The organism is Stenotrophomonas sp. STEN009, from assembly GCF_056760395.1.
The window spans coordinates 39,711-62,340 of sequence record NZ_JBRRES010000013.1 but is presented as its reverse complement, the minus strand read 5'-3'; the positions used below and the strand labels follow the sequence as shown (position 1 = coordinate 62,340).

The following is a 22,630-nucleotide window of genomic DNA, read 5'->3' as shown; positions in this document are numbered from 1 at the left end:
CGGTCTGCGAAGCCGTTCGTTCAAGGTCGCCATCAGAAAGGAGACCGCACGGACATACCCCCTTCATCTCCAGTCGAGCCCCCAGGGCACGACCGGCTCATCGCACCTTTCACAAAGGAACTGTATTCATGCGTACGTCGCTTCGGGTTTCCCTTGCCAGTGCCATCACCCTGGTCCTGGCCAGTGCCCCTGCCTTCGCCCAATCCACCGAACGGGTGTGGACACGGGGCATGGACAACAACCAGCAGTACAGCAGTTTCATCGTCAAGTACCGCGATGGCAGCCGCAAACGTGTCTCTGCCGACACCGCCCAGGATGCGCTGAAACAGCGCCTGGGCGTGCAGCAGCGCAGCAAGCGCTCGGTGGGTGCGGCGCAGGCTGCGGCGGTGGCGCATCAGCGCCGCATGGGTGGCGGCGCCGATGTGATCAGGACAGACAAGGCACTGGATCGTCCGGAGGCCGAGATCCTGATGCAGCGCATCGCCGACGACCCGGACGTCGAATACGTGCAGCCGAACTTCATGATGAGTGCGTTCGCCACGCCCAACGATCCGCGTTACGCCGAACAGTGGCACTACAGCAATCCCGTCAGTGGCGCACGCGTGCCGGCGGCATGGGATCGCTCCACCGGCCAAGGGGTCGTGGTGGCGGTGATCGATTCGGGCTATCTCGACAACAACGACCTGCAGCCGAACCTGCTGCCAGGTTACGACATGATTTCCTCCACCCGGCCGTTCAGCAATCTGCAGTGCATCCTGGGCGGGCTGAATCCCGGTTGTGGCGGTTCCGACGATGGGGATGGCCGCGATGCGGATGCCTTCGATGCCTCGGGCATCGCGCACGGCACCCACGTTGCGGGAACCGTCGCGGCGGTAACCAACAACCAGATCGGCGTGGCAGGCGTGGCCTACAACGCGAAGGTCGTACCCGTACGCGTGCTGGGCAACCAGGGCAATGGCGGCTCGGATGACATCATCGACGGCATGCTCTGGAGCGCTGGCATCGCTGTGCCGGGTGTTCCCGCCAATGCCAACCCGGCCGAGGTCATCAATCTCAGCCTGGGCGGCCGTCGGCCCTGCTCGCCGGCCGAGCAGGATGCGATCGACGACATCACGGCCACCGGCACCCTCGTGGTGGTCGCGGCGGGCAACAGCAACCTCGATGTGTCCGAGTTCGCACCGGCGAACTGCAACGGCGTGATCGCGGTAGCCGCGAACGACCAGGGCGGGCGCCGCGCGTTCTACTCCAACTACGGCGCAGGCATCCATATCACCGCGCCCGGTGGCGAGACGTGGTCGTGCCGCGCCTCGGTGGGCGAGTTCCTGCCCCTGGCCACACCGCCGAACTCGACCAACTGCGCACCGACCCGCCAGCATCCGGCGCAGGGCGTTCTGTCCACGGTGGGCAACAATGCCTTTGACTTCATGTCCGGCACCTCGATGGCGGCACCGCACGTGGCCGGCGTCGTCGCGCTGATGCAGGCGGTGGCACCGGTGCCGAAGACCACCAGCCAGGTCAAGGACATCCTGCGCCGCACCGCCCATCCGATCGCGGCGGCCAACTGCCCGGGCGGTTGCGGTCCAGGCATCATCGACGCCGCAGAAGCTGTCAGGGAGGCCAGCAACTGAGGCCCGGGCGCAGCGGCGCGCCACAGCCGCTGCGCCATGCGTTGCCCGCCGGTCAGATCCACAGGCCACCTTCTCCCACATTCCCGGCACGAAACCCATGAACTGGTTCGACGGCATGGCCATCGGCTTCCTGCTCGGTGTGCTGGCATGTACTGCTGCGGTGGTCCTGGCAATCCGCAACAGCGATCTGGACGATTGACGACCGGCCGCTGAAGGAACCGGCGCACGCCGCTTCCGCCTTGACATGCCTCCCGCTAGAGTGGCGCGACCGCGCAGGAGGATCGTATGGCAACCACGGGAATGGGCATCGTCGGCCGCACGGCTCTCGTCTTCACCCTGCTGCTGGCGCTGAGCGGCTGCGCCACCCTGCGCCAGTTCGGGCCCTCGGTGCAGGTCGCCTCGGTTACCCCCGGCCAGTACATCGCGCTCAAGCGCGGTGACATCCTCACCACCGGCAAGCTCAGCTCGGCCACCCTGGAAACCCTGCGCGTGGCCGGTCTGGACGAGGGTGTCTGCGCCAAGCCCGGTCCGCCCTGCATCGATGCAATGGAGGCCAGCATCGTCGTACGCGAGGAAGACAAGCGCTCGGCCCTGGCCGAACTCTGGCTGCAGTACGCATTGACCCTGCCCGCCCCCAAGCGCGAGTACTCCGCGGAAGGCCGCGCCAAGGCCGTGGTCACCGAACTGGACGCCGGGTTTCAGCCGCGTCTGGATGCGTGGATGCAGGTTGCGCGGCAGGCCTACGCCTATCTGTTCTTCACCGAGCGCACCGCCAACCAGCGGGGTTTCGAGGATCGCCAGACGCAGGTGCGGGACTACTACAACCTGGCCGTGCAGGAAGCCTCCGTGCAGCTGTTCGAGGCCTACGCTACCGGCCGGGTGCACAGCGACACCAGCCGCTTCCAGCTGGGACGATGGACCTTTGTGCTGGCGCCATCGGACGACGGCTCGCCATTGGACGAGCGTACGCCGAGGGAACTGGTTCCCGCCGCAGCGCTCTCGTTCACCGGCACCCTGCGCAGCGTGCATCGCCGGGATGGCTTCGGCGCCGAGCTGGTGGCGGTGATGGATGATCCCGGCAGCGACGTGGACACGCCTGCTGCCGCGGCCAGCGCCGCTGCGCCGGTACAGCGCAGCTGGAGCGAAATGCCTTCACCCTCGATGTCAGTGCTGCTGCGGTTCTCCGGCGACAACCTGTGGGAAGTGCTGCACGACGACGAGCCGGAGGTGGAGATCCACGATCCCTACCAGGTTTCGGAAGTCACCCTGCATGGCCAGCAGGTGCCACTGGCGGCCAACTTCACGGCAGGCTACGCGCTGTGGCTCGCACGCTCCAACTTCAGCCGGCAATCGCTGCGCTCGCTATTCGGGAGCAAGGGCGGCATCGATACGCCGCATCTGTACATGATGCAGCCCTACGACCCGAAGCGCCGCGTGCTGTTGATGATCCACGGCCTGGCAAGCAGCCCGGAGGCATGGGTCAACGTCGCCAACGAGCTGATGCGCGACGATGAGATCCGCCGGGACTTCCAGGTGTGGCAGTTCTACTACCCGACCAACATGCCCATCGCGATGAGCCACGATGCGATCCGCCACATGCTGGCCGATGTGCTGCAGCACTTCGATCCCACCGGAAAGGCCGCGGCCTCGCATGACATGGTGCTGGTCGGGCACAGCATGGGCGGAGTGATCTCGCGGCTGATGGTGTCTTCGTCCGGCGACCATCTGGTCGAGACCCTGCTGGCAACCGCGCAGATGACGCCGGCACAGCGCGAGCTGCTGCGCACCCGCGGCGCGCCGGTGCTCACGTTCAAGCCGGAGCCGGAGATTTCACGGGTGGTATTCATTGCCACACCGCATCGCGGCACCGACGTCGCCGGCACCCGCCTCGGGCGCTGGATCGGCCGTCTGGTGCGGCTGCCACTGACCGTGCTGGAGGACGTGGCGACGATCGCCAACGACGGCCACGTCGATCGCGACGACGGCAAGCACGGCTACCAGATGAACAGCATCCAGAATCTCGACAAGGATGACCCCTTCGTCAAGGCCGTCGCCGATCTGCCGATGTCTCCGAGCGTGCGCTACCACTCCATCATCGCGCGCGCCAAGGCCGATGGACCGCTGGAGCAGACCAGCGACGGACTGGTGCCCTACTGGAGTTCGCACCTGCCGGGTGCCGAATCGGAGAAGGTGATCGTGTCCGGTCACAGCGTGCAGGAAGCCACGCCCGCCATCGTCGAGCTCAGGCGCATCCTGCATGAAGACATGCAGGCACACGACCGGCGCGATGAATAGCGCAGGCTGATCGCCGTTCCGCCACCAGCCGGGACGGCGGTTCAGCCGTTGCGGGAAATCCCTCATCGCACGTACGCACAGTGCCTCCTATGCTGGCCGCACCTCCCCGACAGCAGGCCAGCCACATGAACACCCAGGACCTCAGCCGCCAACCCCGTCCCGATCCGGCCGAGCGCGATGCCTTCTTTCCCTCGCCCTGGTCGCTCTCGCAGTTCACGTCACCCACCAGCAATCTGTCCGGCGCGGACTATGCCGACGCACGCCGGGATGGCCGCTGGAAGATACTGATGATCGGCGCCGATGAGCGCTACCTGCCGACCGCCAACGGCCACCTGTTCTCCACCGGCAATCACCCGGTCGAAACGCTGCTGCCGATGTATCACCTGGACAAGGCCGGCTTCGACTTCGATGTGGCAACCCTGTCCGGCAACGCCGTGAAGTTCGAATGGTGGGCGTTCCCCGGCGAGGACCGCGACATCGGCGGTCTGTACGAACGTTACCAGGCGCTGTTCCGCCAGCCGAAGGTGCTGGATGACATCGTGGCCTCGCTGGACGCGGCGTCGGACTATGCAGCCATCTTCATTCCGGGCGGGCATGGTGCACTGATCGGCCTGCCGGAGAGCCGCGCGGTCAGCAAGGCGCTGCACTGGGCGATGGCACAGCAGCGCTACATCATCACGCTCTGCCACGGCCCTGCAGCGCTGTTGGCTGCCGGGATCGATGAAGCGGGCGGTGATTCGCTGTTCCGTGGCTACCGCATCTGCGCCTTCCCCGATGCGATGGACCGGCAGACGCCGGACATCGGCTACATGCCCGGGCAACTGCCGTGGTTCTTCGGTGAAAAGCTCGCGCAGCAGGGCGTGCAGATCGTCAACGAGGGTATTGACGGCAGCGTGCTGCAGGATCGCCTGCTGCTGACAGGCGATAGTCCGTTGGCCGGCAATGCACTCGGCCAGTTGGCCGCACGCACCCTGCTGGACGCGCTGGCAGGTCGCTGAACACCGTGGCCGCGCTGGTGCCGATGCTGCTGGAACTGGAGCAGGCGCGTTCGATCGCCGGGATCGGCGCGCTGCTTCGCTCGATCGCCGCGCCCCTCGGCTACGATCGCGTGCTGGTGTTTGCGGCCGGCACCGGGCTGGAACGCGGCGCACACCGCGTGTACTGGATCGAGGGCGACTGGCTGGGCGAAGGGCGTGAGACCGATCTTGCCCGCTACCTGCATGCCTGCCCGGTCAACCGCCACGTGCTCGACAGCGATGCCCCGTTCTTCTGGAGCAAGCGCGACGGCGCAAGGGGGGCCCGCTACCAGGTGGTCAGGCACCCCCGCGGCGACGGCCTGCATGGCCTGCAGGTACCCGTGTTCGGAACCACGGGGCTGGAAGGGGCGATCAGTTTCGCCGGAACGATCATCGACGCTTCCGCGCCTGCCCGGCTGCTGCTGGAGTCTGCCGGCACAGCAGCATTCCGCGCTGCCCGCCGGCTGGCCGAAGCACCGGCCGAACGCCCCCTGGGCGAACTGAGCACGCGGGAACGCGAGGTTCTGCGCTGGGTCGCAGCCGGCCGGCGCCAGGCGGAGATCGCCGCCACGCTGGGGTTGTCCGCGCGCACCGTGGAGAACCATCTGCGCCGCGCGCGCCAGCGCCTGGGCGTTGCGACGACGGCGCAGGCCGTGCGCGCGGCCGCGCGACGCGGCGAGATCGAAGACTGAGCGGGCCCCCGTGCAGCCGCCACGCCAATGACCCATCCCGGCATACCCTCCCCTGCCAATCCGTGCCATCCTTCATGGAATCGTTTACATGGAATGGAGGGATTCCACGATGCTGTCGCGTTTCCGTCGCCCTGCGCTGTGTGCGCTGCTGGCCTTCGCTCTTCCCGCCATCGCCTGGGCGGCGGCCCCTGCGCCGCTGAAGGTGATGTCCTTCAATGTCCGCACCCCGGCCGACACCGCGCCAGGCAAGCGCTGGCCGGATCGCCGCGATGCGATGGTCAAGGTCATCCTGGATGCCCGCCCGGCCGTCATCGGCACCCAGGAGCTGGTACAGGAACAGGCCGACTATCTCGCCGGCCACCTGCCCGGCTACGCGTGGTTCGGTGAAGGACGGCGCGGTGGCAGCGGCGATGAGCACATGGGCGTGTTCTACGACACGCGGGTGCTGGCCGTGGAGGAATCGGGCAACTTCTGGCTGTCCGATACACCGGAGGTCGCCGGCAGCATCACCTGGGGCAACCTGTACCCGCGCATGGTGACCTGGGCCCTGTTCCGTCGCCTTGACGATGGCCGCCGCTTCTACTTCATGGACACCCACCTGCCCTATCGCGACGAAGACGAACCGCGCCGGGTCAAGGGAGCCGAGCTGATCGGCAGGCGGGTGGCGACGCTGCCGCCGGATCTGCCGGTGGTGCTGACGGGCGACTTCAACAGTGAACCCGGGGGCGGAACCTACGCGACGCTCACCCGCGTTCTGCAGGACGCACGCACCCAGGTGGCGTCTCCCCAGGGGCCGCGCCTGACCTTCCATGATTTCACCGGCAAGGCCACCACGCAGCTGGACTGGGTATTGGTGAGAGGCTTCCGTGCGCGCAGCTTCCTGACCGATGACCGTCGCATCGACGGCGTGCTGCCCTCGGATCACTTCCCGCTGGTGGTCGAGCTGGACTGGCCCCGGCCCTGAGTCGGGTTGCCGCCGCGTTCACCGCGGCGGCTGCCGCGCCAACAGGCGATACAGCGCCTGGTGCTGATCGCGCGCCTGGCAGATGCGAGCGCCGATGGCCAGCAGCACGGCCACGCCGATCAGGCCCAGGCCCAGCATGGAGTCCGGCAGCCGTACGAAGCCGATGGCCGCGGCCAGCATCGCCAGCACCAGCAGAACGACCACCGCGACGGACAGTCCTGCACCGGGTGGTCCCGGATCGCCGAACAACATTCGTTGGGTATCCCGCTTGCCGTCCGTCATCGCCTGTCCTCTGATGGCCCGCCCCACTTGTTACACGGCAGAAGGCGCTTCCGGGAGAGTCAGAAGCGTCATGAATGTGACGGTGTCCACGGCTCACGCCGCGCTGCCCTGCCTGAGTTCGCAAAGTGTGGAGGACGGCATGGCAGGGCGGCAGGCGCCCGCCCATCGGTGGCCCTGACCGGAAACGAGGACGGAGGCCACTGCCTCCGTCCCCGTCCGGTCAATTCACCTGTGCCACGCTCGGCGCCTGCGGGGACTGGCCCCAACCACCCAGCGCCTTGTATACGCCGACTACGCTGACGTTGACCTCCGCCTCGGCGGCCGCCAGTGCATCATCGGCGGCCAGCTGGGTGCGCTGCGCGTCGAGCAGGGTCAGGAAGTCTTCCGAGCCCTCGCGATAGCGGATCTGCGCCAGCGACTCGGCTCGTCGTGCGGCCTGCGCCTGCTCCACCACGATCGCCAGCCGTGCCTGCTGCTTGGAGTAGCGTGTCAGCGCGTTCTCGGTGTCTTCCAGTGCCAGCAGCACCGTCTGCTCGTACTGCGCGGCAACGCCCTCGGCCTCGGCCTTGCTGGCACGCAGACGTGCGCGCACGGTTCCGAAATCGAAGGCTGCCCAGCTCAACGACGGCGTCAGCGACCAGGCCTTGTTGCTACCGTTGACCAGGCCATTGGCGTCGCCGCCGAGGAAGCCGACGAAACCGGAAAGCGACAACCGCGGGAACAGATCGGCCGTTGCCACCCCCACCCGTGCCGTGGCGGCTGCCAGCCGCCGCTCGGCCGCACGCACGTCGGCACGCTGGCGCAGCAGCTCGCGGGTATCGCCCAGCGGCAACGGCTTGGCGAACGCCGGCACCTCATGCGGCGCGAGCATGTCGGCCAGTACTTCCGGGCGCTGGCCCAGCAGCACCGCCAGGCGATTGCGGGACTGCGTCTCGGCCACTTCCAGCAGGGGAATATCGGCCTCGATCGCCTTCAGCCGGGCACGGCTGCTCTGCACATCCAGCTCGCTGCCGGCACCCAGTTCCCAGCGCGCCTCGGTCAGCTTCTGCGTATCACGCAGATTGACCAGTGTGTGCTGGGCCACGGCGATGCGCTTCTGCGTGCCGCGCAGCTCGAAGTAGTTGCGTGCCACTTCGGCGGCAACCAGTACCTGCGCATCGGCCAGGTTGGCCTGCTCGGCCCCCAGATCGGCGCGTGCCGCTTCGGCAGCACGGCGCTTGCGGCCGAACAGATCCAGCTCCCAGCCCGCATCGAACCCGAGCTGGTAGCTTTCACTGAACACCCGCTGCCCACCCAGCTGCGGATCGGGTTGCTTGCGGCGGTCGTAACTGCCGCCTGCGGTCACGTGCGGTGCCTGGTCGAAGCGGCTTTCGACGAACACCGCCCGCGCCTGGCTGACACGCGCCACGGCCACGCGCAGGTCAAGATTGCTCGACAGTGCGCCGTGCACCAGCTCTTCCAGCACCGGGTCATCGAACTGCGCCCACCAGCTGGCAACGGGCGATGTGGTGCTGAACACCGGCTGCTCCGCGCCCTGCAGGACGACAGGCTCCTGCTGGGGCGCCTTGTAATTGGGACCGACGGTGACACAGCCGGCCAGCACGAGGCTGGAAACGGCCACCGCCAGGGTGCGGATCACCATGGCAGCACCTCGCCCAGATAGGTGAAGCTGCCACTCGGGCCTTCAGGGCCGATCAGCGCCATCTGCACGCTGGAACGCGCACCTTCGGCGATCTCGATCTCGCCGTTGCCACCATTCATGTCGGTCTTGACGTAGCCCGGGTGCACGGTGTTCACCTTGATCGGCGAGCTGCGGAGCTCGTATGCCAGGGCCAGCGTCCAGCTGTTCACCGCCGCCTTGGAGGCGTTGTAGGCCGGAATCTTGAAGTCATAGATGCCCGAACCCGGGTCGGCGTGCAGGGTCTGCGAGCCGAGGATGCTGGACACGTTGACGATGCGCCCGGCCTTGGCCTGCTTCAGCAGCGGCAGGAACGCCTGGGTCACCGCCACCAGTGCATACACATTGGTGTCGAAGGTGCGACGCCACGTATCCAGCGACTGCTCCGACGGTGCCTGTGCCGGGTTCTCGATCATGATGCCGGCGTTGTTGACCAGGATGTCCAGCCGGCCGTGACGCTGGCGCACCTGCTCGACCGCGTCGGCGATGCTCGCAGCATCGGTAACGTCCAGCTGCAGCGCTTCCACCGGCAGGCCTTCCGCCTGCAGCTTCAGTGCCTGCTCCACCGCCGTCTCACGCTTGCGGCCGGCCAGCAGCGTGTGCACGCCTTCCTTCGCCAGCTGACGCACGGTCTCGGCACCGATGCCACGGGTAGCGCCGGTAACCAGCGCGATCTTGTTCTGATGGGTGTTCATGGATTCATGCCTTTGGAGGGAGAAGCCGCCGCCGATCATCGACCGGCGGCGACGGGGTTCCGTATCAGTGATGAATGGTGGGCTCGCCGTGCTGCACCAGCTGGCCACCGCCGTTGCGGGTGACGAACTTGCGCAGGGCGACGTAGAACACCGGGGTCAGGAACAGGCCGAACAGGGTGACGCCCAGCATGCCAGCGAACACCGTGATACCGGTCACCGAGCGCACCTCGGCACCCGCACCATGCGAAAGCACCAGCGGCACGGTGCCGGCGATGAACGCGATGGAGGTCATCACGATCGGGCGCAGGCGCAGGCGGCAGGCTTCCAGCGCGGCCTCGACGATGCCCTTGCCGCCCATCTCCAGCTCACGGGCGAACTCGACGATCAGGATCGCGTTCTTGCATGCCAGGCCCATCAGCACCACCAGGCCCACCTGCACGAACACGTTGTTGTCGCCGCCGGTCAGCCATACGCCGAACAGAGCCGACAGCAGGGTCATCGGCACGATCAGGATCACCGCCAGCGGCAGCGACCAGCTCTCGTACAGCGCGGCCAGCACGAGGAAGGCCAGCATGATCGCCACCGGGAACACGATGAACGCGGCCTTGCCCTGGGTGGCCTGCTGGTAGCTCAGGTCGGTCCATTCGGTGGCCATGCCGACCGGCAGCACCTGCCCGGCGATCTCGGTCAGCTTGTTCATCGCTTCCGCCGAGGACAGCAGGCGCGGGTCGGCTTCGCCGGCCAGGTCCGCTGCCGGGTAGCCGTTGAAACGCAGCACCGGGTCCGGGCCGAACGTCTGCTTGATGGTCACCATCGAACCGATCGGCACCATCTCGCCGCGGTCGTTGCGGGTGCGCAGCTTGGCGATGTCCTCGACGCTCTCACGGAACGGGCCGTCCGCCTGGGCGATCACCTGCCAGGTGCGGCCGAACTGGTTGAAGTCGTTGACGTACGCCGAACCCAGGTAGGTCTGCAGCGTGTCGAACAGCTCGGTCAGCTGCACGCCCTGCGCCTTCGCTTTCACACGGTCCACTTCCGCATCCAGCTGCGGCACGTTGGCCTGGTAGCTGCTGATCGGGAAGGCCATGCCCGGAGTCTGTGCAACGGTCCCCTGCATCGCCTGCACGGCATTCTGCAGCGCGCCGTAGCCCAGGTTGCCGCGGTCCTCGATGAACATCTGGTAGCCATTGCCGTTGCCCAGGCCCAGGATCGGCGGCGGCATCATCGCGAACGCGAAGCCCTCCTGCAGGCCTGCGATCTTCTGGTTGATCTCGGCGTTGATCTCCGCCGCGGTCCGGCCATGACGCTCGTTGAACGGCTTGAGCGGAATGAACGCCACACCGGTATTCGGGGTGTTGGTGAACTGCAGCGCGTTCAGGCCCGGGAACGAGATGGTATGCGCCACGCCGTCGGTTTCCTGGGCGATCTTGGCGACCTTGCGCAGCATTTCATCGGTACGTGCGATCGACGAACCTTCCGGCAGCTTCACGCCCGCGATCAGGTACAGCTTGTCCTGGGTCGGGATGAAGCCCGGCGGCACCAGCTTGAAGATCACACCGGTACCGACCAGCAGGATCGCGTAGACCACGAACACGGCGCCGCGACGGCCGAGGATGCGCGCCACGCCGCGCTCGTACTTCTCCGAGCTGGACTTGAAGAAGCGGTTGAACGGGCGGAACACCCAGCCGAACAGGCGATCGATCAGACGGCTCGGGCCATCCTTCGGAGCGCCATGGGCCTTCAGCAGGCGGGCGGCCAGGGCCGGCGACAGGGTCAGCGAGTTGATCGCCGAGATCACCGTGGAAATGGCGATGGTGACAGCGAACTGCTTGTAGAACTGACCGGTGACGCCCGACAGGAACGCCATCGGCACGAACACCGCGCACAGCACCAGTGCGATCGCAACGATCGGGCCGGACACCTCACGCATGGCCTGGTGGGCGGCTGCGGTCGGCGACAGACCTTCTTCGATGTTGCGTTCAACGTTCTCCACCACCACGATCGCGTCGTCGACCACGATGCCGATCGCCAGCACCAGGCCGAACAGGCTCAGCGTGTTGATCGAGAAGCCCAGTACGTACAGCGCTGCGAAGGTACCGACCACCGACACCGGAACCGCGATCAGCGGAATGATCGACGCGCGCCAGGTCTGCAGGAACAGGATCACCACCAGCACCACCAGGGCGATCGCTTCAAGCAGGGTCGAGACCACCGCCTTGATCGAATCACGCACGAAGATGGTGGTGTCATACACCGCTTCGTACTTCACGTCGGCGGGCATGGTCTTCTGCATCTCGTCCATCGTGGCGATGACCTTGTCGCGAATCTCCAGTGCATTCGCACCGGGCGACTGGAAGATGCCGATACCCACCGCATTCTTGCCGTCGAGCTGCGAGCGCAGGGTGTAGTCGCCAGCGCCCAGTTCCAGGCGGGCAACGTCGGACAGGCGCACGATCTCGCCGTCGACACCGCTCTTGAGCACGATGTCGCCGAACTCCTGCTCGCTGCGCAGGCGGCCCTGGGCATTGATCAGGGTCAGGAACTGGCTGTTCGGCAGCGGCTCGGCGCCGAGCTGACCCGCAGAGACCTGCACGTTCTGCTCACGCATGGCACGCACCACGTCGCTGGCCGTCAGGCCGCGCGAAGCAACCTTGTCCGGGTCCAGCCATGCGCGCATGGCGTAGTCACCACCACCGAAGATCTGCGCGTCGCCCACGCCGGGAATGCGTGCCAGCGCGTCCTTGACGTGCAGGCGGGCGTAGTTGCGCAGGTACAGGGTGTCGTACTTGCCATTGGGCGACGTCAGATGCACGACCATCAGGAAGGTGGGCGACTGCTTCTGCGTGGTCACGCCCTGCCGGCGTACGTCCTCGGGCAGGCGTGCCTGCGCCTGCGCCACACGGTTCTGCACCTTCACCGCCGCCGCGTCCGGATCAGTGCCGGGGCGGAAGGTGACGGTCATCTGCAGCACGCCGTCGGAACCGGCGACCGACTTGAGGTACATCATGCCCTCGACGCCGTTGATCGCCTCTTCAAGCGGCGTGGCGACGGTTTCGGCGATGACCTTGGGATTGGCGCCCGGATAGACCGTGCGCACGACCACCGACGGCGGCACCACTTCCGGGTACTCGCTGATGGGCAGAATCGGAATCGTGATCAGGCCTGCGGCGAAGATCACGATCGACAGTACCGCCGCGAAGATCGGCCTGTCGATGAAGAAACGGGAAAAGTCCATGGAGGAATTCCTGGGAAATGCCGCCGGCGGGCAACAGCCACCCTGCCCCTCGCCGATATGACGAAGGCAGGGAAGGCCGCCGCTGGCGCCGGCAGCTAAGCGGAAACTCGGATCAGGAGACGGCGGATCAGCGGTTCAGCGCAGCAGTGGCATCACGGCCTGGTGCGGCGGCCGCAGCCGGCTGCATCGCCACCGCCTTGGCCTGCACCGGCATGCCCGGCATGAAGACCTTCTGCACGCCATCGATGATGACCTTGTCGCCTGCGGACAGGCCCTGCTCGACGATGCGCAGGCCTTCCGCCGTGCGGCCAAGGCGGATGTCGCGGCGCTGGGCCTTGCCATCCTTGTCGACCACGTACACGTACTTGCGGTCCTGGTCGGTCAGCACAGCCTTGTCGTCGATCAGCATCGCCTGGAACTGGCCACTGCCCAGCAGCTGCACACGGGCGAACAGCCCCGGGGTGAACTGCCGGTCGGCATTGTCCAGCAGCGCACGCACGCGGATGGTGCCGGTGCTGCGTGCAACCTGGTTGTCGAGGAAGTCGACCTTGCCCGCGTGCGGGTAGCCTTCTTCACCCGACAGGCCAACCTTCACCGGCAGGTGGCTGTCGCGCTCGCTCGGGCGCTCGCCCTTGCGTGCCATCTGCGCGTAACGCAGGAAAGTGCTTTCGTCGGCATCGAAGTAGACGAACACGGTGTCCAGCGAGACCAGCGTGGTCAGCACGCTGGCGCTGTCGCCGGCGGTGACCAGGTTGCCCGCGGTGACCATCGCGCGGCCGGCACGGCCGTCGATCGGCGCACGCACCTTGGTGAACTCCAGGTTGAGCCGGGCAGCATCCAGTGCCGCCTGCGCGGCCTGCACGGCTGCGCCGGACTGGTCTGCCGCAGCGCGACGCTGCTCGGCGGTCTCGGTGGAGATCGCCTGCTGCTCGGCCAGGCGCTTGGCCCGCTCCGATTCACTGCGGGCCAGGGTTGCCTGGGTGCGGGCGCGGGCCAGTTCAGCGGCGGCGCGATCGTACTCGGCCTGGTAGCTGCGCGCGTCGATGGTGAAGAGCACATCGCCCTTCTTCACTTCCTGGCCTTCGACGTAGTTGACCTTGTCGATGTAGCCGGACACGCGTGGACGCAGTTCAACGCTCTGCACCGCCTCGATGCGGCCGCTGAACTCGTCCCATTGGCTGATCTGCTTGACCAGCACCGGGGCTGCGCTGACCTGCGGCGGGGGCGGTGCGCCGGCTTCTTCGGCATGGCCGCCACTGCAGGCAGCGAGCACCGCCGCGGCGAGGATCGACACGCCGACCATCGCAATGCGATGGCCGAAACGATGTGGGGTGGTTTTGGGGGAAGTCATGGCATGCATCCGTACGGAGGGGTGGTACAGCTAATGAGAATGGCTATCAGAAAGTGCGGCGTATGCTGCAACCTCAACCAAGGTCAAGGTCAAGCGACACCGAGGGCGTCGCGCCACGGTGGTGGAACTTCCAGTCGCAGCAGGCCCCGCGGCAGTTCCGCATCGCTGCTGTCGCAGCGAACGATGGCGCGGTTGTCGCGGCAGCCATCAAGCAGCGACACCACGCGCCGGCCGACCAGCAGCGAGCTCGGCCACTCGATGCAGGCGTTGGCGGCGTTGGCCGGTGTACACACCGGGCTGCACACCTCCAGCATCTGCGCACGGACACCGACCGCCTGTGCTTCCTGGTGCACCACCTGCGCGTACATGCGCAGGGCGGCGGTGGTGATCGAGGTCTCGCCGTAGCCGGCCCAGGGCTTGAGACCGGCAGGGCTGCCGATCATCACGTAGCGCCGCGCATGCACGTTGTCACGCAGCAGCGGCAGCAGGTGGCGTACCGCATGCACATGGGGCATCAGGTCGGCCTGCAGTGCGCCGAGCAGTTCGTCGCCCTTGCGGTCCATCACCCGGCCACGGTTGTAAGGACCGCCCATGGCCGCGATCACCGCCGCCAACGGCCGAGGGCGTTGCGCGACGCGCTCGGCCAGGACCTGCGCCGAACCGTCGTCTGCCAGTGAACCCAGCATGGTCTGCAGGCCGGGCTCATCGGCGAACTGCGCTTCCAGCGACGCCAACCGTCCTGGATCGCGGCCGACCACCAGCACCGGGCTGCCGGCTTCCAGCAGCGCACCGACCACGCCCTGGCCGACCGCACCGGTTCCGCCGAGGACCAGGACTTCGGGCATCAGAATCCCATTCACGGGACATTTCCTCCCAAATCCGGGATAGTCCCGATTCGGCGCAGTCGATCGCTCTTCTGCGGCGCCAAGCGGATGGCACCGCCACGCTGCTGCCGCATGGGCGCGGTAAACTCACGGAAATCCTTGTGCACCAAGGAACTCGGGCGGATCTCAACGGTCATCGCCAGATCCAGGGCGTTCTGGCCGGCATGCCGGAAACGGGCAAGAATGTTGCGCAGGCTCATGGCGGGGGGACTCCATTTCACGAATGGCGCCACGATAGACCTCAAACCTTTACTTGATTAGTCCTGATTAAGGGGAATAATCATCCCGTTCCCGGTCCAATCGATCTGTCACGATTGTCCCACCCCCGACGTCCAGGACTCCCGACCATGTCCCACGATCTCAATGAAACGCTGATCTTCGTCAAAGTGGTCGAGCAGGGCAGCTTCATCGCAGCTGCCAAAGCGCTCGGCCTGCCCAAGACCACTGTCAGCCGCAAGGTGCAGGAGCTGGAGACACGGCTGGGCGCGCGCCTGCTGCACCGGACCACGCGCCGTCTTGGCCTGACCGAGGCGGGCTCGATCTACCACGAGCACTGCCAGCGCATCGCGCGCGAGCTGGAAGAAGCCGAGAGCGCGGTCAGCCAGTTGCAGTCCGGCCCGCGCGGCTGGCTGCGTTTCACTGTGCCTTACTCCATCGGCATCACCTGGATCGCGCCGTTGCTGGGGCAGTTCCATGCGCAGTACCCGGAAATCCGCCTGGACATGCACATGGGCAACGAGAAGCTCGACCTGATCGCCGGTGAAGCCGATCTGGCCCTGCGCGTCGGCGCCCTGCCCGATTCCAACCTGGTCGCACGCAAGCTCGGCAGCCTGCGCACGCAGGTGTTCGCCAGCCCAGCCTACATCGAGCGCTACGGCGAACCACTGCACCCGGAAGAGCTTCAGTTCCATCGCATCCTGGCCATGCGCAAGCCCTACCACACTGGCAATTCACCGCGCTTTACCTGGCAGCTGGGCGAGAACGGAGGGGAACTGCGTGACTTCCCGGTGACGCCGCTGATGACGGCCAACGACATGTCCGCGCTCAACGGCGCCCTGGTGTGCGGTGAAGGCCTGCTGCTGACCGGCGATGTGATGGCCAAACCGTTCGTCGAGTCAGGCATGGTCCGTCGCGTGCTTGCCGGGTGGACAGGTCCGGAGGTGGATTTCAACGCGGTCTTTGCCGGCGGCCGCCTGGTCTCGCCGAAGGTGCGCGCATTCGTCGACTTCCTGGTGGAGAAGCTCAACTTCGACGCCAATTACATGCTGGCGCAGTGCCCTGGCGCGAAGCTGGCGCGGCAGCAGCAGGAGCAGGAAGATGCCGCGCTTGAGATCAGCGGCAAGCGGATCCTGGAGAAGGTGGCCGCGCCGGCGGCGTGAAGCGGGGCCTGCCCGGCGTCATGCGGCGCGCTGTTCCAGCAGATGCTCGATCAGTGCCCGCAGCTTCGGCTCGGCCTGGCGCCGGCTGGGGTAATACAGGAAGAACCCTGCGAACCACGGACAGTACGGCTCCAGCACGCTGACCAGTTCCCCACGCTGCAGCCACGGGCGCCATGTGTCCTCCATGCCGAAGGCCAGCCCGGCGCCCGCCAATGCCAGGCGGGTCATCGTGGCCATGTCATTGCTGGTGATCTCCGGCTGTACATCGACGCTGAACTCGCGTCCGCGCTCTTCGAATTCCCAGCGATAGGGCGCCTTGCGTGGTGCGGCGCGCCAGCCGATGCAACGGTGCCCGGGCAGCTCGCGCGGGTGCCTGGGCATGCCGTGCTGCTGCCCATACCGCGGAGTGCACACCACCACCTGCCGCTGCCGGCCGGACACCGGAATCGCCACCATGTCCTGGGCGATCACCTCGCCCAGACGCACGCCCGCGTCGAAACCCGCCTCGACAATGTCGAACTCCTCATCGGTCACCGTGATGTCCAGCTGCAGCTCCGGGTGCCGGGCGGCGAAGCTGGCCAGCAGGGGACCGGCCAGGAAATGCTCGGCAATGGAGGACACGGCCAAGCGCAGCTGGCCCTTGAGGGTGCTGCCGCGACGTAGCGTGGACTCCACGGCGCTGTCCAGTTCAGCCAGGGCGGGTCTGACCGCCGCAAGCAGCGCCTGGCCGGCATCGGTGAGGTTGACGCTGCGGGTGGTGCGCAGCACCAGAGCGACACCGAGCGACTGTTCCAACCGGGCGATGGTCTGGCTGACGGCCGACCGGGTCACGCCCAGTTGCTGGGCCGCCGCGGTGAAGCTACTGCAGTCGGCTACCCGCTGGAACACCGCGAGGGCATTGAGATCGACGGACATTGGTTAGCGGATCTATACAAGGTAGTCAGCAGTCGCCATCTTATCGCGACGAAGCAGGCCGTCTACCGTGACTGCACCGGGCACGACCCGGCATTTCCCCCTAGCCCTTCCGGAGACCTGCCATGAGCCATTCCCGAACCATCCTGATCACCGGTGCCTCCAGCGGCATCGGCGCCGGCATCGCCCGCTCGCTGGCGCAGCCCGGGGGGGGGCGGGGGGGGGGGGGGCGGCGGCGGGGGGGCCCCCACGTCACCGTGCAGGGCCGCAGGCATCGTGTGCCCGCTGCGCTGCCGGGTGCATCTCAACCGCCTGCGCGGGTCCGCGCGGCCTTCTTCGCGGCGGTCGAGCGTGCCGCCTTCTTTGCCGCCCGGGTTGCCGCTGCCTTCTTCGCGGCCGCACTGCGCGTGCTGGCGGTGGACTTCTTCGCGGGCCCTTTCTTCGCGACAGTCTTCTTTGCGGCCTTCTTCGCCGGTGCTTTCTTCGCCGCCTTCTTCGCAGTCTTCTTGGCGCCCTTGCGGGCACTGCCACTGCGCTTGCCTCCGCCATCCTGCTTGTTCACGGTGGCCCACGCGATGCGCTCGGCGGTGCTCTCACTGGCACCACGCTCGCGCTCGCTTTCCTCGATGTGTTCGGCCTGGCGCTTCTGCTTGTCGGTATAGGCGGATTTGTCTCCACGGGGCATGACACGTCTCCTTGCAGGCGATGGGGGTGAGGCGGTCAGGCCAGTTGCCGCAGCTTCGGTTCGCGGGCCCACTGGCGGGTGGCGGCGACGGCGAGGAAAGCGCCGGCATCGCCCGCGTCGACGATGCCCGCATCCTTGCCCACGCGCGCCGCCTTGAGCAGCACCCGGCCTCCTTCATCGCTGCCGATGGCCTTCAGGTGTGCCCACGCGGTGCTGGCAAATTCCAGCCCCGCGCTGTCGCTGGACAGCCGCTTGCCGGCCTCCTCGCTGAGCACGATCGCGACCGCATCGAACACCGCCGATGGAGTCCCCGCCAGTTGCCCGTCGGCCGCTTGCAGCTTGCCGTTGCTCAGGGTGGCGCCGCCCACCTTGGGAGCCACCAGCTTCACCGCGGCACCGGCCTTCTCTGCGGCCTTGCGCAGGCTGCTGATGACACCGGCATCGGAGCCTTCATCAAACAGGATGCCGATGCAGCGCCCTTGCAGGGTGGGTTTGTTGCGACCGATCACGCGGACTTCCGGTGCGGGGGGCATGTCCTGTGCCGGCGTAGCAGTGGGTGCCGGGTCGGGCAGGGTGGGCAGCGCCAGTCCTTCCGCCACCCGCTGCGCGAGGGTTTCGTCGATGTTGCGCAGGTGGCTGACGGTACGCACGCGCACTTTGGGCGTTTCCACCTTGGACAGCTCGAATACCAGTGCCGAGGCCAGATGTGCCTGCTCGGGTGCTTCCAGGCTGCGGAAGAACATCCGTGCCTGGCTGTAATGGTCGGCGAAGCTCTCGGCACGCGTGCGCCCCTTGCGGCCGTCATCCGCGCTGGCATGGCTGCGGAATCCGGCCGGTGTCTCGCGCGGGCTGTCGTCCTCCAGCGAACTGGGGTCGTAGGCCACGCGGCCCTTGGGCACCTGCATCTGCATATGCCCATCGCGCTGGTGGTTGGCAAACGGGCACTTTGGCGCATTCACCGGGATCTGGTGGAAGTTGGGCCCGCCCAGGCGGATCAGCTGGGTATCCAGGTAGGAGAACAACCGGCCCTGCAGCAGCGGGTCGTTGCTGAAGTCGATGCCGGGCGGCACGTTGGCCGGGCAGAAGGCCACCTGCTCGGTTTCGGCGAAGAAGTTGTCCGGCCAGCGATCCAGCACCATGCGCCCGATCACCTTCAGCGGCACCAGCGATTCGGGAATGATCTTGGTCGGGTCCAGGTGATCGAACGGAAATGCGTCGGCCTCCTCTTCCGTGAACAGCTGCACGGCCAGTTCCCATTCGGGGAAGTCGCCACGCTCGATCGCCTCGAACAGGTCGCGCCGATGGAAATCGTTGTCCGCGGCCTGCAGCTTCAACGCCTCGTCCCACACCGTGGACTGGATGCCCAGCTTCGGCCGCCAGTGGAATTTGACGAAGGTGGAGTCGCCGGCCTCGTTCAACAGGCGGAAGCTGTGCACGCCGAAGCCTTCGATCATGCGCAGCGAGCGTGGAATGGCGCGGTCGCTCATCGCCCACATGATCATGTGCATCGATTCGGGCATCAACGAAATGAAGTCCCAGAACGTGTCGTGCGCGCTCGCTGCCTGCGGGAACGCGCGGTCCGGTTCCATCTTCACCGCATGCACCAGGTCGGGAAACTTCATTGCGTCCTGGATGAAGAACACCGGGATGTTGTTGCCCACCAGGTCCCAGTTGCCTTCAGGGGTGTAGAACTTCACCGCGAAACCCCGCACGTCGCGGGGGGTGTCGACCGACCCGGCACCGCCGGCCACGGTGGAAAAGCGGGTGAACACCGGAGTCTTCTTTCCGACTTCGCCAAGGATGCGCGCACGGGTGTACTTGGCCAGCGAGTGGGTGAGTTCGAAATAGCCGTGGGCGGCGCTGCCGCGGGCATGCACGATGCGCTCCGGGATGCGCTCATGGTCGAAGTGGGTGATCTTCTCGCGGAGGATGAAGTCCTCCAGCAGGGTGGGGCCTCGTGGGCCCTGGCGCAGCGAGTTCTGGTTGTCGGCGACGGGAATGCCCTGGGCCGTGGTCATCGGGGGGTGCGTGCCGCCGGCGTGCAGGTGCAGTTCGTCGCCGTCGCCACGGCGATGGTCGGGGGAGGGGGCGGGTGCGCGCTTGCCGGAGGGCTTGCTGGCGGCCATGGGTCCAGGTCCTGTAGCGGGGAAGTCAACCTCTACCCTCGCGCGCCAGACGTTAAGCCCCGGTCCCGCGCAGGTGATCGCGCGGACAAGGGCGCCTCGGCTATGCTTGGCGCATGCGAGTCGAGCCTGCCGACATCGAAGCCCTGTTCGACGCCATCCCGGACGTGCTGTTCTTCATAAAGGACCGCCAGGGCCGTTACACCCACGTCAACCAGACCATGCTGCGGCGGCTGGGCCTGCGCGCGCGCAAGGACGTGATCGGGCGTACCGCGGCCGAGATCTACCCGACCGGCCTCAGTGCGGACTATGTCGACCAGGACGCACGCGTGCTGTCCGGCGAGGTGATCGAGAACCTGATGGAGCTGCACCTGTTCGCCAACCGCGAGCCGGGCTGGTGCCTGACCTGCAAGCGGCCGCTGGTGGTCGACGGCAGCATCGAGGGCCTGATCGGCATCTCGCGCGACCTGGGCCAGAAAGACAGCCTGGGAACCCAGTACGAGCAGCTGCGGCTGGCCCTGGCCCATCTCAACGCGCATTACGCCGAGAACGTGCGCATGCAGACATTGCTGGACATCACCGGGTTCTCGCTGTCCAAGCTGGAGCGCAGCTTCCGCAAGGTGTTCCAGATGACCCCGCAGCAGGTGCTGACGCGGCTGCGGATCCAGATGGCCATGCATCTGCTGCATGGCGACGACAGCATCGCCTGCATCGGCCAGGCCTGCGGGTTCAGTGACCAGAGCGCGTTCACCCGTAAGTTCAAGGCCGAAACCGGTTTCTCGCCGCGCGCCTACCGCGCCCGCATCGGCGAGCCGGCGCTGGCCTGAGCGGCCTGCTGCACTGTGCCTATCCCCACAGGCGCGGGACAGGGTAAGGTGACGCCCCTGTAGCCGCCGCCCACTCCTGCCGATGCCCGCCAGCCCCGTTACGCCTGCCTCGCCCTCCCGCCTGGGCCATTCGCTCAAGCCACGCCAGCTGATCATGATGGGGTTGGGCAGCGCCATCGGCGCGGGCCTGTTCCTGGGGTCCGGTGTGGGCGTACAGGCGGCCGGCCCGGCGGTGCTGGTGTCGTACCTGGTGGCCGGCGCACTGGTGATCATCGTGATGAACGCACTGGGCGAAATGGCGGCGGCCAAGCCGACCAGCGGCGCGTTCTCGGTCTATGCCGCCGACGCCATGGGCGCCACGGCAGGGGCGACTGTCGGCTGGCTCTGGTGGGTACAGCTGGTGATCGTGATCGCCGCCGAGGCCGTGGGAGCGGCGGGCCTGCTGGCCACGGTCTGGCCTGCCATTCCGGTGCCGATGGCCGCCCTGGCGTTCATGCTGTTCTTCACCGCGATCAACCTGCTGGGGGTCAGGAATTTCGGTGAGTTCGAGTTCTGGTTCGCCATTCTCAAGGTGGTGGCGATCCTGGCGTTCATCGCCATCGGTTTCGCGCTGCTGATGGGCTGGCTGCCGCAGGTGACCTCTCCGGGACTGAGCAACTTCACCGCACACGGCGGTTTTGCACCGCAGGGCCTGGCCGGTATCGGCGCAGCCCTGCTGGTGGTGGTGTTCGCCTTCGGCGGCACCGAGATCGTGGCCGTTGCCGCGGCCGAGACCGAGGATCCCGAGCGCAGCATCGCCCGCGCCATCCGCACCGTGGCCTGGCGCATCCTGGTGTTCTACATCGGCTCGCTGAGCGTGATCATCGCCGTGGTGCCGTGGACCAGCGAAGCGCTGAAGTCGCCGTTCGCCGCGGTGCTGGATGCGGCCCGCATTCCGGGGGCGGGCACGGCCATCACGCTGATCGCAGTGATCGCCCTGCTGTCGGCCCTCAACGCCAACCTCTACGGCGCGTCGCGGATGATGTATTCGCTGGCGCAGCGCCGCGAGGCACCGGCCGTGCTGGGCTGGACCGACCCGCGGCAGGTGCCGGTGATCGCCGTTCTGGCCAGCGTGCTGTTCGGGTTTGCCGCGACGGTGATGGAACTGCTGTTCCCGGACAAGGTGCTGCCGGTACTGCTGAACATCGTCGGCTCGACCTGCCTGCTGGTGTGGACCCTGTCGCTGCTTTCTCAACTGGTGCTGCGCCGCCGTGCGGACCGCCTCGGCTCGCGCCTGCCGTTCCGCATGGCCGGTTTCCCGTGGCTGACCTGCTGCGCCCTGGCGATCCTGGCACTGATCTTCGGCCTGCTGCTGAGCGAGGCGCATACGCGCCTGCAGTTCCTGTCGATGGTGGCCCTGACCGCCACGATCGCGGCCGGCAGTGCGATCGCGCGCCGCATGCGCGAGGCCTGATCCGTACAGCCGAGCGTGGGCTTGGCTCTACAGCGGGCATACATTCTGCGTGCCATCCTGTTCGCGGGGCCGTCATCGGCCCGCTGAACTGGAGCACCCCATGCTGCGCAGTCGTCCGTTCCTGATGTTCACCGGCCAGGCCGAGGCGGCCCTGGCCCTGTACGCCGAGGCGTTCGCCGATTTCCGGCTGCTTGCCCTGCAACGCCATCCCGACGGCGCAGGGGCGGGAGTGCCCGGCCAGGTGCGGCAGGCGACCTTCATGCTCGGCGGCACCAACTATCTGTGCTTCGACAGCCTGGATGTGCACGACTTCACCTTCAGTCCGTCGATCTCGCTGTTCGTCGAGTGCGGTGGCGCCGAACAGTTCGAGCGCGCGGCGCGCGTGCTGGGCGAGGGCGGGCACTGGCTGATGCCGGTGGGCGACTACGATTTCAGCAACCGCTACGGCTGGGTGCAGGACCGGTTCGGTGTGTCCTGGCAGTTGAGCCTGGGGCAGATGCCGGATCCGTGATCGGTTCAGCCGCTGCGCTC

The 22,630-nt window shown here is 67.0% G+C and carries 19 protein-coding genes; 9 read left to right on the top strand and 10 right to left on the bottom strand.

Going from position 1 to position 22,630, the window contains the following annotated elements; genetic code table 11:
- The first annotated feature begins 128 nt into the window (after window positions 1-128).
- The 5 genes from ACVOMM_RS08300 to ACVOMM_RS08280 all read left to right on the top strand — a co-directional run bounded on the left by ACVOMM_RS08300 (window position 129) and on the right by ACVOMM_RS08280 (window position 6,595).
- Window positions 129-1,628 carry a S8 family serine peptidase gene (locus ACVOMM_RS08300; RefSeq protein WP_227255201.1) on the top strand — a complete coding sequence of 500 codons (1,500 nt, stop codon included), beginning with the start codon at window positions 129-131 and terminating at the stop codon, window positions 1,626-1,628.
- A 285-nt stretch (window positions 1,629-1,913) separates the two neighbouring features.
- Window positions 1,914-3,923, top strand: a complete 2,010-nt coding sequence (locus tag ACVOMM_RS08295) for an esterase/lipase family protein (RefSeq protein WP_481526116.1) — start codon at window positions 1,914-1,916, stop codon at window positions 3,921-3,923.
- Between the two features lie 125 nt (window positions 3,924-4,048).
- A complete protein-coding gene (gene hchA / locus ACVOMM_RS08290) occupies window positions 4,049-4,921 on the top strand; it encodes a glyoxalase III HchA (protein WP_180876303.1) in 873 nt (290 codons plus the stop codon).
- A 5-nt stretch (window positions 4,922-4,926) separates the two neighbouring features.
- Window positions 4,927-5,631, top strand: coding sequence for a PA1136 family autoinducer-binding transcriptional regulator (locus tag ACVOMM_RS08285; RefSeq protein WP_180876301.1), 705 nt, complete (start codon window positions 4,927-4,929; stop codon window positions 5,629-5,631).
- 109 nt (window positions 5,632-5,740) lie between these two features.
- Window positions 5,741-6,595: an endonuclease/exonuclease/phosphatase family protein gene (locus ACVOMM_RS08280; RefSeq protein WP_065181299.1), complete on the top strand. Its 855-nt coding sequence runs from the start codon at window positions 5,741-5,743 to the stop codon at window positions 6,593-6,595.
- Between the two features lie 18 nt (window positions 6,596-6,613).
- On the opposite strand, the gene ACVOMM_RS08275 is transcribed toward ACVOMM_RS08280, so the two are convergent.
- The 7 genes from ACVOMM_RS08275 to ACVOMM_RS08245 form a co-directional block, all read right to left on the bottom strand.
- Complete coding sequence (locus tag ACVOMM_RS08275; protein WP_053517461.1) at window positions 6,614-6,877, bottom strand: hypothetical protein; 264 nt, start codon at window positions 6,875-6,877, stop codon at window positions 6,614-6,616.
- A 220-nt stretch (window positions 6,878-7,097) separates the two neighbouring features.
- The gene (locus tag ACVOMM_RS08270) at window positions 7,098-8,519 is read right to left on the bottom strand and encodes an efflux transporter outer membrane subunit (protein WP_065174973.1); all 1,422 of its coding nucleotides are present in this window, start codon (window positions 8,517-8,519) and stop codon (window positions 7,098-7,100) included.
- Window positions 8,513-9,250: an SDR family oxidoreductase gene (locus ACVOMM_RS08265; protein ID WP_481526115.1), complete on the bottom strand. Its 738-nt coding sequence runs from the start codon at window positions 9,248-9,250 to the stop codon at window positions 8,513-8,515. Before ACVOMM_RS08265 ends, ACVOMM_RS08270 begins: the two co-directional genes overlap by 7 nt.
- Before the next feature lie 64 nt (window positions 9,251-9,314).
- Window positions 9,315-12,485 (bottom strand): efflux RND transporter permease subunit, encoded by a 3,171-nt coding sequence (locus ACVOMM_RS08260; RefSeq protein ID WP_053517457.1) that lies wholly within the window; start codon window positions 12,483-12,485, stop codon window positions 9,315-9,317.
- A gap of 127 nt (window positions 12,486-12,612) precedes the next feature.
- Window positions 12,613-13,836: an efflux RND transporter periplasmic adaptor subunit gene (locus ACVOMM_RS08255; protein ID WP_481526114.1), complete on the bottom strand. Its 1,224-nt coding sequence runs from the start codon at window positions 13,834-13,836 to the stop codon at window positions 12,613-12,615.
- 89 nt (window positions 13,837-13,925) lie between these two features.
- Complete coding sequence (locus ACVOMM_RS08250; RefSeq protein ID WP_481526113.1) at window positions 13,926-14,696, bottom strand: SDR family NAD(P)-dependent oxidoreductase; 771 nt, start codon at window positions 14,694-14,696, stop codon at window positions 13,926-13,928.
- A complete protein-coding gene (locus ACVOMM_RS08245; RefSeq protein WP_053517540.1) occupies window positions 14,693-14,920 on the bottom strand; it encodes a hypothetical protein in 228 nt (75 codons plus the stop codon). Before ACVOMM_RS08245 ends, ACVOMM_RS08250 begins: the two co-directional genes overlap by 4 nt.
- A 147-nt stretch (window positions 14,921-15,067) precedes the next feature.
- Here ACVOMM_RS08245 and ACVOMM_RS08240 point away from each other — a divergent pair, with 147 nt between their 5' ends.
- Window positions 15,068-16,099, top strand: a complete 1,032-nt coding sequence (locus ACVOMM_RS08240) for a LysR family transcriptional regulator (RefSeq protein WP_065174970.1) — start codon at window positions 15,068-15,070, stop codon at window positions 16,097-16,099.
- Between the two features lie 18 nt (window positions 16,100-16,117).
- On the opposite strand, the gene ACVOMM_RS08235 is transcribed toward ACVOMM_RS08240, so the two are convergent.
- The 3 genes from ACVOMM_RS08235 to ACVOMM_RS08225 form a co-directional block, all read right to left on the bottom strand.
- Window positions 16,118-17,014: a LysR family transcriptional regulator gene (locus ACVOMM_RS08235; RefSeq protein ID WP_193395513.1), complete on the bottom strand. Its 897-nt coding sequence runs from the start codon at window positions 17,012-17,014 to the stop codon at window positions 16,118-16,120.
- 301 nt (window positions 17,015-17,315) lie between these two features.
- Entirely contained in the window at window positions 17,316-17,696 is a 381-nt protein-coding gene (locus ACVOMM_RS08230) for a hypothetical protein (protein WP_481526112.1), read from the bottom strand.
- Window positions 17,697-17,731: 35 nt separating this feature from the next.
- Window positions 17,732-19,822, bottom strand: coding sequence for a catalase (locus ACVOMM_RS08225; RefSeq protein WP_193396772.1), 2,091 nt, complete (start codon window positions 19,820-19,822; stop codon window positions 17,732-17,734).
- A gap of 113 nt (window positions 19,823-19,935) precedes the next feature.
- On the opposite strand from ACVOMM_RS08225, the gene ACVOMM_RS08220 reads away from it, so the two are divergent.
- The 3 genes from ACVOMM_RS08220 to ACVOMM_RS08210 all read left to right on the top strand — a co-directional run bounded on the left by ACVOMM_RS08220 (window position 19,936) and on the right by ACVOMM_RS08210 (window position 22,610).
- Window positions 19,936-20,646: an AraC family transcriptional regulator gene (locus ACVOMM_RS08220; RefSeq protein ID WP_053519032.1), complete on the top strand. Its 711-nt coding sequence runs from the start codon at window positions 19,936-19,938 to the stop codon at window positions 20,644-20,646.
- An 82-nt stretch (window positions 20,647-20,728) separates the two neighbouring features.
- Window positions 20,729-22,099, top strand: a complete 1,371-nt coding sequence (locus tag ACVOMM_RS08215) for an amino acid permease (protein ID WP_065174823.1) — start codon at window positions 20,729-20,731, stop codon at window positions 22,097-22,099.
- 100 nt (window positions 22,100-22,199) lie between these two features.
- Entirely contained in the window at window positions 22,200-22,610 is a 411-nt protein-coding gene (locus ACVOMM_RS08210) for a VOC family protein (RefSeq protein WP_053519027.1), read from the top strand.
- Window positions 22,611-22,630 lie beyond the last annotated feature (20 nt).